Annotated in this window: 14 protein-coding genes and 1 tRNA gene; 8 read left to right on the top strand and 7 right to left on the bottom strand. The window is 56.8% G+C overall.

The genetic code is table 11. The features are described 5' to 3' along the window. Positions 1-95 precede the first annotated feature (95 nt). Entirely contained in the window at positions 96-1199 is a 1104-nt protein-coding gene (ompC, locus tag F3I15_RS03155) for a porin OmpC (RefSeq protein WP_150016518.1), read from the top strand. 91 nt (positions 1200-1290) lie between these two features. Here the strand turns inward: ompC and F3I15_RS18155 are convergent, their stop codons facing one another. Beyond that, positions 1291-1452: a hypothetical protein gene (locus tag F3I15_RS18155; protein WP_190314886.1), complete on the bottom strand. Its 162-nt coding sequence runs from the start codon at positions 1450-1452 to the stop codon at positions 1291-1293. Between the two features lie 397 nt (positions 1453-1849). On the opposite strand from F3I15_RS18155, the gene apbE reads away from it, so the two are divergent. The 3 genes from apbE to F3I15_RS03140 all read left to right on the top strand — a co-directional run bounded on the left by apbE (position 1850) and on the right by F3I15_RS03140 (position 5275). Next, positions 1850-2881 carry an FAD:protein FMN transferase ApbE gene (gene apbE / locus F3I15_RS03150; RefSeq protein ID WP_150016517.1) on the top strand — a complete coding sequence of 344 codons (1032 nt, stop codon included), beginning with the start codon at positions 1850-1852 and terminating at the stop codon, positions 2879-2881. Between the two features lie 12 nt (positions 2882-2893). Beyond that, entirely contained in the window at positions 2894-3535 is a 642-nt protein-coding gene (alkB, locus tag F3I15_RS03145) for a DNA oxidative demethylase AlkB (RefSeq protein ID WP_150016516.1), read from the top strand. A gap of 87 nt (positions 3536-3622) precedes the next feature. Next, the gene (locus F3I15_RS03140) at positions 3623-5275 is read left to right on the top strand and encodes a multidrug ABC transporter permease/ATP-binding protein (protein ID WP_150016515.1); all 1653 of its coding nucleotides are present in this window, start codon (positions 3623-3625) and stop codon (positions 5273-5275) included. Between the two features lie 70 nt (positions 5276-5345). Here F3I15_RS03140 and F3I15_RS03135 read toward each other — a convergent pair whose 3' ends face one another. The 4 genes from F3I15_RS03135 to F3I15_RS03120 form a co-directional block, all read right to left on the bottom strand. Then, the gene (locus F3I15_RS03135; RefSeq protein WP_039385513.1) at positions 5346-5549 is read right to left on the bottom strand and encodes a hypothetical protein; all 204 of its coding nucleotides are present in this window, start codon (positions 5547-5549) and stop codon (positions 5346-5348) included. A 227-nt stretch (positions 5550-5776) separates the two neighbouring features. Further along, positions 5777-5853, bottom strand: a tRNA-Pro gene (locus tag F3I15_RS03130). Between the two features lie 72 nt (positions 5854-5925). Further along, positions 5926-7677 (bottom strand): LPS biosynthesis-modulating metalloenzyme YejM, encoded by a 1752-nt coding sequence (gene yejM, locus F3I15_RS03125; protein WP_150016514.1) that lies wholly within the window; start codon positions 7675-7677, stop codon positions 5926-5928. Positions 7678-7699: 22 nt separating this feature from the next. Beyond that, the gene (locus F3I15_RS03120) at positions 7700-7927 is read right to left on the bottom strand and encodes a YejL family protein (protein WP_150016513.1); all 228 of its coding nucleotides are present in this window, start codon (positions 7925-7927) and stop codon (positions 7700-7702) included. Positions 7928-8085: 158 nt separating this feature from the next. Between F3I15_RS03120 and yejK the strand changes: the two genes are divergently transcribed. Continuing rightward, positions 8086-9090 carry a nucleoid-associated protein YejK gene (gene yejK / locus F3I15_RS03110; RefSeq protein WP_150016512.1) on the top strand — a complete coding sequence of 335 codons (1005 nt, stop codon included), beginning with the start codon at positions 8086-8088 and terminating at the stop codon, positions 9088-9090. A gap of 56 nt (positions 9091-9146) precedes the next feature. Here yejK and rplY read toward each other — a convergent pair whose 3' ends face one another. Both rplY and F3I15_RS03100 read right to left on the bottom strand, forming a co-directional pair. After that, on the bottom strand, positions 9147-9431 hold the full coding sequence (rplY, locus tag F3I15_RS03105) for a 50S ribosomal protein L25 (protein WP_150016636.1): 285 nt from the start codon (positions 9429-9431) through the stop codon (positions 9147-9149). 130 nt (positions 9432-9561) lie between these two features. After that, entirely contained in the window at positions 9562-11316 is a 1755-nt protein-coding gene (locus F3I15_RS03100) for a DEAD/DEAH box helicase (protein ID WP_150016511.1), read from the bottom strand. Positions 11317-11508: 192 nt separating this feature from the next. Here F3I15_RS03100 and rsuA point away from each other — a divergent pair, with 192 nt between their 5' ends. The 3 genes from rsuA (at position 11509) to F3I15_RS03085 (ending at position 14603) form a co-directional block, all read left to right on the top strand. Further along, on the top strand, positions 11509-12231 hold the full coding sequence (gene rsuA, locus F3I15_RS03095) for a 16S rRNA pseudouridine(516) synthase RsuA (RefSeq protein ID WP_150016510.1): 723 nt from the start codon (positions 11509-11511) through the stop codon (positions 12229-12231). 11 nt (positions 12232-12242) lie between these two features. Beyond that, positions 12243-13436: a Bcr/CflA family multidrug efflux MFS transporter gene (locus tag F3I15_RS03090; protein ID WP_150016509.1), complete on the top strand. Its 1194-nt coding sequence runs from the start codon at positions 12243-12245 to the stop codon at positions 13434-13436. 840 nt (positions 13437-14276) lie between these two features. Further along, positions 14277-14603: a hypothetical protein gene (locus F3I15_RS03085; RefSeq protein WP_150016635.1), complete on the top strand. Its 327-nt coding sequence runs from the start codon at positions 14277-14279 to the stop codon at positions 14601-14603. Position 14604: the final 1 nt, after the last annotated feature.

The raw sequence follows: 14604 nt of genomic DNA, 5'->3' as shown, positions 1-14604 counted from the left end.
GCCCGCTATAAAACAACAATGAATTGCCGGCTGAATTTTTTAACATTCAGTTTGCAGTGGCATAACTATAAAGGCACATAACCGAGGGTAAATAAATGAATCGTCGCGTTCTCTCCCTGATGATCCCGGCGCTGCTGGTGGCGGGTTCAGCAAGCGCAGCCGAGATCTATAATAAAGATGGCAACAAACTCGACCTCTACGGCAAAGTAGATGGTCTGCACTACTTCTCTGACAACGATGGCTCAGACGGTGACCAGTCTTACCTGCGCTTTGGTTTTAAAGGTGAAACTCAGGTGACCGATCAGCTGACGGGTTACGGTCAGTGGGAATACCAGGCCGCGCTGAACACCGCTGAAAGCGAAGGCACTAAAAACAGCTATACCCGCGTCGGCTTTGCCGGTCTGCGTTTTGGTGACGCTGGCTCTTTCGATTACGGTCGCAACTATGGCATTGCGTATGATATTGGCGCATGGACTGACGTTCTGCCGGAGTTTGGTGGCGATACCTATGGCGCGGACAACTTTATGTTCCAGCGCGGCAACGGCATGGCAACCTACCGCAATAATAATTTCTTTGGTCTGGTGGATGGCTGGAACGTGGCCGTTCAGTACCAGGGCAAAAATGATAACCCGACCGAATCCACTTCTGGCCGTGATGTGCTGGGCGAAAACGGTGACGGCTGGGGCCTGAGCACCACCTATGATTTGGGTAATGGTCTGGCACTGGGCGGCGCCATGTTCCAGTCCGATCGCACCAATAACCAGAATGCTGCAGGTGTGCTGGGGCAGGGCGATAAAGCGGAAGCCTACACCGGCGGCCTGAAATATGACGCAAACAATGTCTATTTAGCTGCGATGTATACCCGTTCGTACAATGCGACGCGTTTTGGCTCAGTGGATTCTGACGCTTTCGGTTATGCAAACAAAGCGGACAACTGGGAAGTGGTCGCGCAGTATCAGTTTGACTTCGGCCTGCGTCCGTCACTGGCTTACGTCAATTCACGCGGTAAAGATATTGAAGGTTATGGCAGCCAGAACCTGAAGAAATATATCGACGTGGGCGCGACCTATTACTTCAATAAAAACATGTCGACCTATGTGGATTACCAGATCAATCTGCTGGATGACAACAACTTTACCAACAATACCGGTATCAACACCGATGATATTGTGGCGCTGGGTCTGGTTTACCAGTTCTGAGCCTCTGGCGCGCGGCCCAGCGGGCTGCGCGCCACCTTTCCTGCCCGCTTCTTATCTGCAGCACCCGCCTCAGGCAGGCACAGCATCTGAACTACTGCACACTGCGCCAGCGCCGGGCTTTTGCCGCCGGACGAGGTTCAGCCTGCACTGCCGCGGCCGGCTGGCTGCCCTCCAGCGCAATACCTGCCAGGGTGAAAGCAGAAAAGCTCAGCCACCGCTGCCACTTTTCACTCTGCGTTTTTGATATCGCCATGCTGCACCTCGCTGAGAATAAACCTGCTCTCAACAATGCAGCATTTATGCCATGCTGCCGCTCTCAGCGTCACACGCCCCCGGCGGGGTTTGTTACACTGCGTCAGCCCTGAAGCGGTGCAGAGTGGGTAATAATGGTGCAGTGCTTAACGTCGACGTGCGCTGTAGCTCTCCAGTGAACGCTGGCGTGCGTGCTGCCAGCTGCGATAGCTGCCGTACAGGAACAGCGCGGCGGAGAAGGCGGCGATTAATACATACATCATCTGTGCTCCTTAAAGGGGATGTCTGGAAGTAAAGCCTGCAGCATGGCAGGCGTTAATTCAATGAGATTTAGCGTAAATTACCCGCAGTTTATGCTTTGTAATACGCTGTATTTCCGTGTAACAGATGAGGAATCGATGCATTTCCGGAATATTTTTCTGACTACTCTGATCGTAGCCGGGCTGACGGGCTGCGACCGCGCACCGCAACATGAACCCCTGGTTCTGCAGGGCAAAACCATGGGCACCGTGTGGCGGGTCACTCTCGCCGGCGTTGACCCGCAGCGTAAAGGCGAGCTGCAGCAGGCGATTCAGCAGCAGCTCGATCGTGATGACGGTGAACTCTCTACCTGGAAAACCACCTCAGTGCTGTCGCGCTTCAACCAGTATCAGGGTACAGAGCCGAAGCCCGTTAGCGCAGATATGGCAGATATCGTGGCTCTCTCACTGCGCATTGGCGCCAAAACCGCAGGCGCCATGGATATTACGGCAGGCAGGCTGGTGAACTTATGGGGGTTTGGACCCGACGGACAGCCGGCGCATCAGCCTGACGAAGCAGCAATCGCGGCGGCTAAAGCTGAAACCGGCCTCTCGCATCTGCGGGTGATCCAGAGCGTAAGCGGGCAGTGGCTGCAGAAAGATCTGCCGGGTCTGTATGTGGATCTCTCAACCATGGGTGAGGGCTACGCTACCGATCATCTGGCGCGGCTGATGGAGCAGCAGGGAATAACTAACTATCTGGTGTCGGTCGGCGGAGCCGTGCTCAGCCGGGGTCGCAATGCCAGCCAGCAGCCGTGGCGGGTGGCGGTGCAGAAACCCACCGATCGCGAAAACGCGGTAGAGGCGCGCGTTGACCTGCAGGGGCACGGCATCAGCACCTCCGGCAGCTATCGCAACTATTATGAACTGGACGGGAAACGCATTTCACACGTCATCGATCCTGCAACCGGACGGCCCATTCAGCATAAACTGGTTTCTGCTACGGTGATTGCCACCACGGCATTGGAAGCGGATGGCTGGGACACCGGCCTGATGGTGCTGGGGACCGGGCGCGCAAAAGCGCTGGCGCTGAAAGAGCACCTGGCCGTTTATCTGATCACCAAAGAGGGTGACAGTTTCAGCCACTGGATGTCGCCCGGCTTCAAAGCATTTCTTATCGATAAATCGTAACCGGAGGCCATAATGCTGGATCTGTTTAGCGATGAAGCGCCGTGGCAGGAGCCACTGGCAGAAGGCGCGGTCATTCTGCGCCGCCGCGCCCGCGATGATGCACCTGCGCTACTGGCTGCGATTGAAACCGTTGCGGCGCAGCATCCGTTTACCCACCGCATCACGCCGGGAGGCTATCGTATGTCCGTGGCGATGACTAACTGCGGCGATGTTGGCTGGTTCAGCGACGCGCGCGGCTATCGCTACAGCGAACAGGATGTCAGCACTGGCCAGCGCTGGCCCGCGATGCCGCCGCTGTTTCGTCAGCTGGCGCAGCAGTGCGCGCAGGAAGCGGGTTTCAGTCACTTTACGCCAGACGCCTGCCTGATTAACCGCTATGCGCCGGGGGCAAAAATGTCGCTGCATCAGGACAAAGATGAGCGCGATCTGCATCAGCCGATCGTTTCCGTTTCGCTGGGTCTGCCGGCGGTATTCCAGTTTGGCGGTTTTGCGCGCGGTGATGCCACCCGGCGCGTGCTGCTGGAGCATGGTGATATCGTGGTGTGGGGCGGACCATCGCGGCTGCGCTATCACGGTATTCTGCCGCTTAAACCCGGCGTGCATCCCGCGGCGGGGGCCGTTCGCTACAATCTGACCTTCCGCCGGGCGCACTGACGCAACAGGGAATGAGAATTATTCTTGCTATCATCTGATGGGTCATTAAACTGCAGGCAGCATTTTTTTGACCTTTGGAACAGATTGATGGCATTGCTTCAGGTGGTTTTTCGTCAGTACTGCTGGCCGTTTACCGGCGTTCTTTTTCTTACCCTGCTGAGTGCCGCACTCGGTATTGGCCTGATCGCTTATATTAACAATGAGCTGATTGTGGCGATTAATAGTGATGCAACGGTGCTGCCGGCGTTTCTCGGTCAGCTGTTTCTGCTGATGGCAGTCACGCTCGCTTCGCAGCTGGCGCTGACGCAGCTGGGACATCATTTTGTCTGGCGACTGCGGGGCGAATTCATCAAGCGTATCCTCGATACTAACGTTGAGCGCATTGAACAGCTGGGCAGCGCACAGCTGCTGGCCGGGCTGACCAGCGACGTGCGGGCCATTACCATCGCTTTTGTCCGGCTGCCGGAGCTGATTCAGGGCATTATCATCACGCTGGGATCGGCGATTTACCTTGCCTGGCTCTCGCCGGAAATGCTGCTGGTCACTATGCTGTGGCTGGCGATCACGCTGGTGGGCGGCTGGCTGCTGGTTTCGCGCGTCTACCAGCATATGGCAAAGCTGCGCGATATCGAAGATGATCTCTATCGCGATTTCCAGACCATTATCGAGGGCCGCAAAGAGCTGCAGCTTAACCGCGATCGGGCGCGTCTGATCTACGACACGGTTTACCAGGCGAATGCGGGTCGCTATCGCCATCATATTGTGCGCGCCGACACCTTCCATCTCAGTGCCGTTAACTGGTCTAACATCATGATGCTGGGCGGCATCGGTATCGTGTTCTTTATGGCAAACGGTCTCGGCTGGGCCAACACGGCCGTGGCGGCCACCTATTCGCTGACGCTGCTGTTCCTGCGCACGCCGCTGATCTCAGCCGTCGGCGCGCTGCCCACGCTGCTCAGCGCTCAGGTCGCGTTTCGCAAACTCAACCGCTTCGATCTGGCGCCTTATGAGCCTGCCTTCAGCGCCCCGGCACCGGCCAGCGCATGGCAGACGCTGGAGCTGCGCGACGTCTGCTTTCACTATGGCGAACAGGGCTTTGCGGTGGGGCCGATCAATCTGACGCTGCGACGCGGCGAACTGCTGTTTCTTATTGGCGGCAACGGCAGCGGGAAATCCACGCTGGCGATGCTGCTGACCGGCCTCTATCAGCCGCACGCCGGCAGCCTGCTGCTGGATGGTAAAGAGATAAGCAGTCAGCAAACCGATCTGTGGCGACAGCACTTTTCAGCGGTATTTACCGATGTGCATCTGTTTGACCGCCTGATTGGCCACGGCGGCGAGCCGGCCGATCCGGCCCTGGTTCAGCGCTGGCTGGAGCGGCTGAAAATGAGTGAGAAACTGCAGCTGGATGGCAACCGGGTGCTGAATCTGCAGCTGTCGAAAGGGCAGAGCAAGCGCCTGGCGCTGCTGCTGGCGGCCGCGGAAGAGCGGGATATTTTGCTGCTGGATGAATGGGCCGCCGACCAGGATCCTCATTTCCGCCGGATATTCTACCGCGAGCTGCTGCCCTGGCTGCAGGCGTCAGGCAAAACGGTGTTTGCTATCAGTCATGACGATCACTACTTTACCCACGCCGATCGTCTGCTGGAGATGCGCAACGGACAGCTGGTGGAACTTAGCGGTCGCGAGCGCGATCTGGCCACGCTCGATGCGGTGGAGCGAACGGATACCGGTCGTTAACGTCAGCGGGTAACACTCCTCATAACCGGCCAAGGAGCCGGTCATGGGTCACAGGCGGGACGCGGCAGCGTCAGTGGTTAGGCGGGATGGCAAAGCTTTTCAGCTGGACAACAAAGTGCTGATGGCCGCGGGTGATGCGGGCGCCACGATCGCACCAGTGGGTCGCCAGACGAAAGAAGTCGTCGCTGCCGATATCATAGGCCAGCTCTACTTTGCTGATGCCTGAATGCAGCAGCTCCTCTGCATCCTGCAGGCTTTTTGCTTTGATGACCATAATGGATTTCCCATCAAATAAAAGAGAGCATCAGAGTAGGGGATCTTCATGACACTTTTGTTGCGTTTTGATGAAAGCACGCCAGGGCAGGCGCAAAATGTGATCGCGCTCAGTTGCAGGGACAACTGGCTGAAAAAATGAGAGTTTGAGAGGAAAGGGCACGCATCGATAGTACGCCCGACAGGCAATAAAAAAGCAGCCATAAAGGCTGCTTTTTCGGGATAATTTGGTCGGCACGAGAGGATTTGAACCTCCGACCCCTGACACCCCATGACAGTGCGCTACCAGGCTGCGCTACGTGCCGAACGTGGAAAACCATACTACTGATTCCCCAGCCGATTGCAAGATGCCTCAGCGTTAACTGCCTCATATTTAATCAGTTTGCCGTGAAGCGCTTCTCTTCCGTCAGCACCTGCAGCAGCAGCGCCAGCTGCGGCTTATGATCTTTCAGCTCGCGACCGCTGGCATCCCACGCGGTATAACTGCCGCTGTTATTCAGCACCAGCGTCACCGATGGCGTAGTGATGACCAGTTTGCCATCTTCACTGCTGGCTACCCAGTTATGGCTGCGCTGGGCGGCGAACAGATCTTCACCCTGCGAGTAGCTGACCGGGCTGGTGCGCACGTGCAGCAGACGCTGCATAAGCGTTGTCATCACATCCTGTTGATCGGTCAGGCGATCGATAGTCTGTGCTGGCGTATTGGGCCAGTGCACCACCAGCGGGATCTGCAGCGTCGCACGGTTGCCCGGGTTATCACTGTTATTAAAGGTCACCGCACGCTGGGCAGTGATCACCACCACCGTGTTTTTCAGCAGATCACGCTGCTGCAGCGTGCTCAGTACTGCAGCAATCTGCTCATCCACGCTGCCCGCCTGGCGCAGATAGCTGCGCTGACGCGCCTTCGTGCTGTCGCCGCTGGCGCTTATTCCGTTCAGCGCGACCCAGGAGAACCAGGGAGAGCGGCTGCTTTTCTGACCATTGAGCCAGTTCTGCCACTGCGTGACGGTCTGGCTGTTAGGCTGCGAGGTCGCTTCCGGCAGCGTATAGTCCGCCAGCAGCGCCTGCCGGTAGAGCGGCTGATTAAATCCATCAGAGGAGAACAGGCCAAACTGATAGCCCTGCGCGTTCAGCGCGTTCAGCAGCGCCGACGGCGTGCGCGATGCCAGCACGCCATCCATATAGCTGGAAGAGATGCCGTAAAACAGGCCAAACACTCCTTTTTCAGGCTGCACCCCGGCGCTGTAGTGCCGGGTAAAGCGCACATTCTCAGCAGCAAACTGCTTCAGCGACGGCAGTGCGCTGTCCAGCGTGGCGTTATTAACGCCATCGATCGTCAGCACCAGCAGGTTGTGACCTGTTCCGCCGTCACGGAAGGTGATATCGCTTAACGGATACTGGACCGACAGCGCTTCAGGATCGCCCTGCTGCACCAGACGGCGCTGATACTCCTGCGCATCCAGCAGCCCGTGACGCTCCAGAAAGCGGCGCGCGGTCATCGGATAGGAGAGCGGCAGATTGGCGCGCTGCATGGTGACAGGACGGTAGAAATTGGCATCAGCCCAGATATAGAGCAGATGACTGGCAAAAAAGGCGCTGATAAACAGCGCGGCGAGGGGCTTGCCAAATGAGCGCCGGTTAAGACTGCGCAGCTTCTGCCAGCTCCAGGTGGCAAACAGCATCTCCACCAGAAAAATGCCCGGCACGCTGATAAACATCAGCTGCCAGTCACGCGCCATCTCGCTTTGATCGGGGTTAACCACCAGCTCCCAGACCACCGGATTAAGGTGCAGATGAAAGCGGTTAAACACGGCGCCATCCACCATGATGAGCGTCAGCCCGGCGGTGGCAACAATGGCGGAGAGTATCCGCAGCAGACGCTGCGACATCACCACAAAGGTAAGCGGGAAGATAATCAGCAGATAGGCGGCAAAAACGATAAAGCTGAAATGGCCAATCCAGCTGGTAAAGGCGTAAATCCGGCCCGCCAGCGAGGAGGGCCAGTCAGCGACCAACAGGTAGCGGCTGCCGAGAGCCAGCGCAAACAGAATATTAAACAGCGCGAACCAGTGCCCCCAGCTAATCATCTGGGAGACTTTTTCACGGTAGCGCTGCCGGTTGGTTACCATATATAGGAGTCAGATCTGCAAATTAATGAGCGTTATCATCGCGCACGGAAGACTGCAACGCTTCCGCGAATGACCGGGCCAGGCTACGGCGCTGGGCTGGTGCGATATCTGTGTTAATTAAATTGGTGACCATGTTTCCCAGAACCATCAGGGAAAGATCGACAGGCGCTTTATCTTTTTCAAGAATCTGCGCCAGCTGTGCGAGAAGCTGCTCAACGCGCTCGTCGCTATAACGGGATGATTGTGGCATATCGTCGACTAATCAAGTGTGAAAAGGCGGTATAGTACCGTAACCATGCGATTTTTTCCGCACTTTTATCGCAAGCAAAGCGATCGGTTTGCGTACGCAGTTGAAAGCGACGGCGGGCAGTGATTGAATACGCGCCTGAGTTTAAAGGAGAGTCTATCATGAGTCTGGATATTGACCAGATTGCCCTGCATCAGTTAATCAAACGCGACGAGAATCAGCTGGAGCTGGTACTGCGTGATACGCTGCTGCCGGTGACGCAGGCGGTAAGCAGCATGGCCGAAGAGCTGCATCGCGTGTACAGCGCCAAAAGCAAAGCCTATGGCCTGTTTAATGAAGAGAGCGAGCTGGCCGACGCGCTGCGCAACTGTCGTCGCGGGCAGGATGACTTCCTGGCATTCAGCCGGGCTGCCACCGGACGCCTGCGCGACGAGCTGAGCAAATATCCGTTTGCTGACGGTGGCGTGGTGCTGTTTATGCACTACCGCTATCTGGCGGTAGAGTATCTGCTGGTTGCGGTGCTGAACAGCCAGTCGAGCATGCGCGTGAACGAACAGCTGGATATCAGCAGTACGCACTATCTTGACATCAATCACGCCGATATCGTCGCGCGTATCGATCTGACCGAATGGGAAACCAGCCCGGAGTCAACGCGCTATCTGACCTTTCTGCGGGGTCGCGTCGGACGTAAAGTGGCTGACTTCTTCATGGATTTCCTCGGAGCCAGCGTCGGTCTCGACACTAAAGCGCAGAACCGCGGCCTGCTGCAGGCGGTCGATGATTACTGCGCTGAGTCAAATCTGGATAAGAACGAGCGGCAGAACTACCGTCAGCAGGTCTACAGCTACTGTAACGAACAGCTGCAGGCGGGGGAGGAGATTGCGCTGGACGATCTCTCGCAGGAGCTGCCACCGCTGGGGGAGAAAAGCTTTCAGGCGTTTACGCAGGAGCAGGGCTATGAGCTGGAGGAGCACTTTCCGGCCGACCGCAGCACGCTGCGCCAGCTAACAAAATTCTCCGGCAGCGGTGGCGGATTAACGCTTAATTTTGACGCGCTACTGCTTGGCGAGCGTATCTTCTGGGATCCGGCAACCGATACCCTGACCATCAAAGGCACGCCGCCTAACCTGCGCGATCAGCTGCAGCGCCGCACCGGCGGGAAGTAAATTGCAGGCATAAAAAAACGCCGCAGAGGCGGCGTTTTTCACGATTTCGTCTGCGATTACGCGCGAACGAAGTCGATGTGGTGCAGTTTTGGCTTGAACGGGTGACGCTGAACAGCCTGAACTTTAACTTTCGTTTCTTTACCGTCAACAACCAGTGTCAGCACATCGGTGTAGAACTCAGGCTTAACCTGCATGTTCATCACGAAGTCGTGATCCAGTTCGATAGAAACTGCAGCTTCATTTCCGCCATAGATGATAGCCGGGAACTTGTTAGCTGTGCGCAGGCGGCGGCTCGCACCCTTACCCTGCTCTTTACGTACTTCTGCGTTGATAGTGAACATCATTATTTCTCTTCAATAATTCCTGCTACAGGCGACCCAGCAACAGGACGGTTATTCAAACGCTTATGCGGATGCAAAAGCGGGCGGGATTATAGCCGGATCGGGGCAGGGGGGCAAATGATTCTGCCATCTAGCGCAGCTCATTGGCGCGGCGGAAGCGCCCCTGGTAATCAAACACTTTCTCCCGCACCTGCCAGAACTGTCCCCGGGCACGCGCCACCACAAAGTCAGGATGCCGCAGCAGCGGCTGCAGCGCGACCACGTCGGCCGCCTGCTGCCAGCCCAGCTCCACGCCAGGCGCGCGCTGGTGCGGGCGCATAAACAGCTGCTCAAATGCTTTTCGCTGCGCGGGCGTCTGCAGCCGGAAGCGTTCGCTGACGTCGCTGCCATCTTCGTCGTAATAGGTCGCTTTCAGCCATTCGCCCTTGTCATCACGGCCATGCGCCAGCGTCATGCCGCTGCAGCGCAGCACCCGCGCATCTTTCAGCTTCAGCGCCGCTTTCAGCATATCATCGGGATCGACCAGAATTTTGTCGCACTGCTGGCAGCGCCGTGCGGCGATATCATTTTCAGCGCCGCAGTCAGGGCAGCTTTTAAAGCGAAAGCGGAAATCGCACTGCTCACGACCGCCCTCATCATCCTCCAGGATACCCTGACAGCGGCGACCAAAGTGTTCAATCACATGCCCGTCTTCGGTGGCTTTTCCCCAGAAGGTATTCGCAAAGCCGCAGGCAGGGCAGAACACCTGCACCGGCTGGTTGTCACTGGCGCCTTTTGGCGCACCCACTTCCGGCGTAAAGAGATCGTGCGGATTACCGGCGTAGTCGAGGATCAGGCAGTCGCGTTTATCCGGTGCCAGGCGCAGTCCGCGTCCGACTATCTGCTGATAGAGGCTGACGGATTCAGTCGGGCGCAGAATCGCGATCAGATCCACGTGCGGTGCGTCGAAGCCGGTGGTGAGTACCGCCACGTTAACCAGAAACTTCAGCTGCTGCGCTTTGAACTGCTGAATCAGCCGGTCACGCTCTTTCACCGCGGTTTCTGCCGAGACCAGCGCGCTGTTCTCCGGCAGCAGCGACAGGATTTCGCGCGCATGTTCAACCGTGGCGGCGAAGATCATTACGCCGCGCCGATCTTCGGCAAACTCAACGATCTGGCGGATAATCTGCGGCGTGACGCGCTGCTGCTGTTTCAGCTCACGGTTAAGATCCACTTCGCTGAAGAGGCCGCTGTTCTGCGGTACCAGCCGGCTGAAGTCATACTGCACCACCGGCATATCAAGACGTTCCGGCGGCACCAGAAAACCGTGTTTGATCATGTAGCGTAGCGGCAGCTCGTAGATGCAGTCGCGAAACAGCGCTTTTTCATCACCGCGTACCATGCCGTGATAGTGGAATTGATAGATCCAGCCTTTGCCCAGCCGGAACGGCGTGGCGGTCAGCCCCAGCAGGCGCAGCTGTGGATTATGCTGGCGCAGGTGGCTGAAGAGCTGCTGATACTGGCTCTCCTCATTGTCGCTGATGCGATGACACTCATCGACAATTACCAGTGAAAATGCGCTGTCGAAGCGGTCAAGGTTACGCGCCACGGACTGTACGCTGCCAAATACCACTTTGCCCTCGCTCTGCCTGCGCTGCAGCCCGGCCGCAAAAATATCCGCTTCCAGCCCGTAAGCCTGATACTTGCTGTGGTTCTGCTCGACCAGCTCTTTGACGTGTGCCAGCACCAGCACCCGGCCACGCGCCAGCCGCGCCAGTTCAGCAATTACCAGGCTCTTACCGGCACCGGTGGGCAGCACAATCATCGCCGGCGTAGTATGGCGCCGGAAGTGGGCAACGGTTGCATCAACCGCTTCCTGTTGATAAGGACGAAGTGTAAAGGCCATCAGCATAAACTTTTTTCTGGATCAGAGGCGTATTATGCCATGTAAGCGGATGAAACGCAGGATCGGCACTATTAGCAGTCAAAGCTTCAGGCTATACTGCCCGCACTTTTTTAACGGTTACCCTGGCCGACGTATTCTGCGCACAGGCACCGTTTCAGTTTTTCCCCCGCAGTAACAGGCAAAAGCGAATTCATGCGACTCGACAAATTCATATCTCAGCAACTGGAAGTTAGCCGTGCTATCGCTGGCCGCGAAATTCGCGCCAGAAAGATCACCATTAATGGCGAAATTGTGCGCGATACCGCATACAAAGTGATGCCGGAAGATGATATTGCCTACGATGGCAACCCGCTGGTGGTACAGCAGGGACCACGCTACTTTATGCTGAACAAGCCGCAGGGCTATGTCTGCTCCACAGACGATCCCGATCATCCCACTATCCTCTATTTTATCGAGGAGCCCTCAGCCTATAAGCTGCACGCCGCTGGCCGACTCGATATCGATACCACCGGTCTGGTGCTGCTGACGGATGATGGCCAGTGGTCGCATCGCATCACTTCACCACGTCATCATTTAGAAAAAACCTATCTGGTTGAGGTGGAGACACCGCTCGATCCGGCGCTGGTGGAGACGTTTGCTGCCGGTATCCAGCTGCACAATGAGAAGACGCTGACCAGGCCAGCCCGGCTGGAGATTCTCGATGAAAAAGCGGCGCGACTGACAATCGGCGAAGGGCGCTATCATCAGGTTAAGCGCATGTTTGCCGCGATGGGGAACCATGTGGTTGCGCTCCATCGTGAAAGTATCGGCTCGATTGTGCTGGATGAAGCGCTGGAAGAGGGGGAGTATCGCGAACTGACCCCCGAAGAGATTGACAGCATCGGTCTGCCAGACGAACTGAAACAGCACAAATAACGGAGTACAAGGTGCGCAAGGAGAAAAACTCCCCGGCAGGATTAGTGGTGATTCTGGGATTGCTGGCGATGCTGATGCCGCTCTCCATTGATATGTATCTGCCTGCCATGCCGCAGATTGCCCGCGAATTTGCCGTCTCCGCAGGCAGCGTGCAGATGACGCTGAACCTCTACATCCTGGGGTTCGCTATCGGGCAGCTGGTGTATGGTCCGCTGGCGGACAGCTATGGCCGCAAGCCGGTCATCGTGCTGGGTACGCTGATTTTCGCCTGTGCCGCTGCCGCCTGCGCACTCTCCGGCTCTATCGATCAGCTAATCCTGATGCGCTTTTTACACGGTCTCTCTGCCGCCGCCGCCAGCGTGGTGATCAACGCCCTGATGCGCGACAGTTATTCAAAAGAGGACTTCTCGCGCATGATGTCCTTTGTGTTGCTGATCACCACGATCGCGCCGCTGGTGGCCCCGGTGCTGGGCGGCTGGCTGCTGCTTATCTGGAGCTGGCACGCTATTTTCTGGGCGCTGGCGATTGCGGCACTGGTAACGACCGTGCTGGTAGTGACGCAGGTGCGTGAGACCCTGAAGCCGGAGCAGCGTCAGCGCTTTCATCTGCGTACGATGCTGGGCAATTTTGTGGCGCTGGTACGGCATAAGCGGGTGTTCGGCTATATGCTGGCCAGCGGCTTCTCGTTTGCCGGCTTATTTGCGTTTCTCAACGCTGGTCCCTTTGTTTATATCGAGGTCAACCACGTATCGCCGCAGGATTTTGGCTACTACTTCGGCCTGAATATCATCTTTCTTTTTGTGATGACGCTGATTAACAGCCGTGCGGTGCGCCGTTTTGGTCCGCTGAAGATGTTTCGCCTGGGGCTGACTATTCAGTTTGCTATGGGCATCTGGCTGCTGATTGTCAGCGCGCTGCAGCTCGGCTTTCTGCCGCTGGTGCTGGGCGTGGCGATGTTTATCGGCTGTGTTTCTATTGTCTCCTCTAACGCCATGGCAATTGTACTCGATGAGTTTCCGCACATGGCGGGGACCGCCTCGTCGCTGGCAGGCACGCTGCGCTTTGGCGTCGGCGGCCTGGTGGGCGCGCTGCTGTCGCTGGTCAGTATGAACAGCGCATGGCCAATGGTGGCCACCATCGCGCTGTGCGCCACCCTTTCCATTATCCTGTTCAGCTACGCTGCCCGCCCGCGTAAAACCATCTAATCCCGCAGGGGCCGCATAAATGCGGCGTTCCATACCGCCCTGGGCCGCATAAATGCGGCCCCTACGTATACGCGGTGCTCTATCTCATGTAGGGGCCGCATTTATGCGGCCCTTACGTATACGCGGTGCTTTACTCCCTGTAGGGGCCGCATTTATGCGGCCCGGGCAACAAATGTTGGTCTACCCCCCAGGGCCGCAAAAATGCGGCCCCTACGTATATGCGGTGCTTTACTCCCTGTAGGGGCCGCATTTATGCGGCCCGGGCAACAAATGTTGGTCCCCCTCCAGGGCCGCAAAAATGCGGCCCCTGCGTATATGCGGTGCTTTACTCCCCGTAGGGGCCGCATTTATGCGGCCCGGGCAACAAATGTTGGTCCCCCCTCCAGGGCCGCATAAATGCGGCCCCTGCGTATATGTGGTGCCCTATCCCCTGTAGGGGCCGCATTCATGCGGCCCTGGCGTATTTATGCGGCCCTGGCGTATTCATGCGGCCCTGGCGTACTTACGCGCCCGGGGATATTTACCCCCCCCACTCAGACAAAAAAAGAGAACCTGACTCGCTAAACGCCAGCTATTCGTTATGCTTAATGTTTCCGTGATGTGAAAATTTTTAGACAAAAAAGTAACGCTAATGCGTATAAACTGGTTGTCTGCGTTTGACGATCGCGGTAAACATAGGCTTAACTGCGAGAATGCTCGCAAATAACGTATTTTTTCTATGATTTTGTATTTAAAACGCGAAGGTCATCACTGACATCCGTTTTTTGATTTGAGGTGGGATTTCCGGCTGCGGGCACAGGGTTCAGGCCGGAAACAGGATTAACATCTTTGGGGAACACCATGCTGCAGCTCTCTGTTGTGCATCGTCTGCCACAGCTCTATCGCTGGTCTGCAGATCAGATAGGCGAAATTGAACTGCTGGAAACCACCAGCGGCATTAACGATGAAGATCTGGTTGCGTTGAGATTACTGAGTCATGAAGGCGCGCTGGCGCTGGATATTCTGCAGCAGCTGCGTGAAACGCTGGCGCAGATTCAGGTGGAGTGCAAAATCGCCCGTTGTGAAGGGCATCCCTGCCTGTTAATCCAGCGAATTAACGAAAGTGCTGCAAGCTGCTGCCTGAAAAACCAGGGCGTGGCCATTGCAGAAGATTTTAACGGACGCTGAT

The organism is Pantoea sp. M_9 (genome assembly GCF_008631385.1).
GTDB classification, from domain to species: Bacteria; Pseudomonadota; Gammaproteobacteria; order Enterobacterales; family Enterobacteriaceae; genus Pantoea; species Pantoea eucrina.
This window is presented reverse-complemented; position numbering and strand designations above follow the sequence as displayed.

Excerpts from the sequence above, each read along its gene's own strand:
- ompC (WP_150016518.1), top strand. The coding sequence starts at position 96 with ATGAATCGTCGCGTTCTCTCCCTGATGATCCCGGCGCTGCTGGTGGCG.
- F3I15_RS18155 (WP_190314886.1), bottom strand. The coding sequence starts at position 1,452 with ATGGCGATATCAAAAACGCAGAGTGAAAAGTGGCAGCGGTGGCTGAGC.
- apbE (WP_150016517.1), top strand. The coding sequence starts at position 1,850 with ATGCATTTCCGGAATATTTTTCTGACTACTCTGATCGTAGCCGGGCTG.
- alkB (WP_150016516.1), top strand. The coding sequence starts at position 2,894 with ATGCTGGATCTGTTTAGCGATGAAGCGCCGTGGCAGGAGCCACTGGCA.
- F3I15_RS03140 (WP_150016515.1), top strand. The coding sequence starts at position 3,623 with ATGGCATTGCTTCAGGTGGTTTTTCGTCAGTACTGCTGGCCGTTTACC.
- F3I15_RS03135 (WP_039385513.1), bottom strand. The coding sequence starts at position 5,549 with ATGGTCATCAAAGCAAAAAGCCTGCAGGATGCAGAGGAGCTGCTGCAT.
- yejM (WP_150016514.1), bottom strand. The coding sequence starts at position 7,677 with ATGGTAACCAACCGGCAGCGCTACCGTGAAAAAGTCTCCCAGATGATT.
- F3I15_RS03120 (WP_150016513.1), bottom strand. The coding sequence starts at position 7,927 with ATGCCACAATCATCCCGTTATAGCGACGAGCGCGTTGAGCAGCTTCTC.
- yejK (WP_150016512.1), top strand. The coding sequence starts at position 8,086 with ATGAGTCTGGATATTGACCAGATTGCCCTGCATCAGTTAATCAAACGC.
- rplY (WP_150016636.1), bottom strand. The coding sequence starts at position 9,431 with ATGTTCACTATCAACGCAGAAGTACGTAAAGAGCAGGGTAAGGGTGCG.
- F3I15_RS03100 (WP_150016511.1), bottom strand. The coding sequence starts at position 11,316 with ATGGCCTTTACACTTCGTCCTTATCAACAGGAAGCGGTTGATGCAACC.
- rsuA (WP_150016510.1), top strand. The coding sequence starts at position 11,509 with ATGCGACTCGACAAATTCATATCTCAGCAACTGGAAGTTAGCCGTGCT.
- F3I15_RS03085 (WP_150016635.1), top strand. The coding sequence starts at position 14,277 with ATGCTGCAGCTCTCTGTTGTGCATCGTCTGCCACAGCTCTATCGCTGG.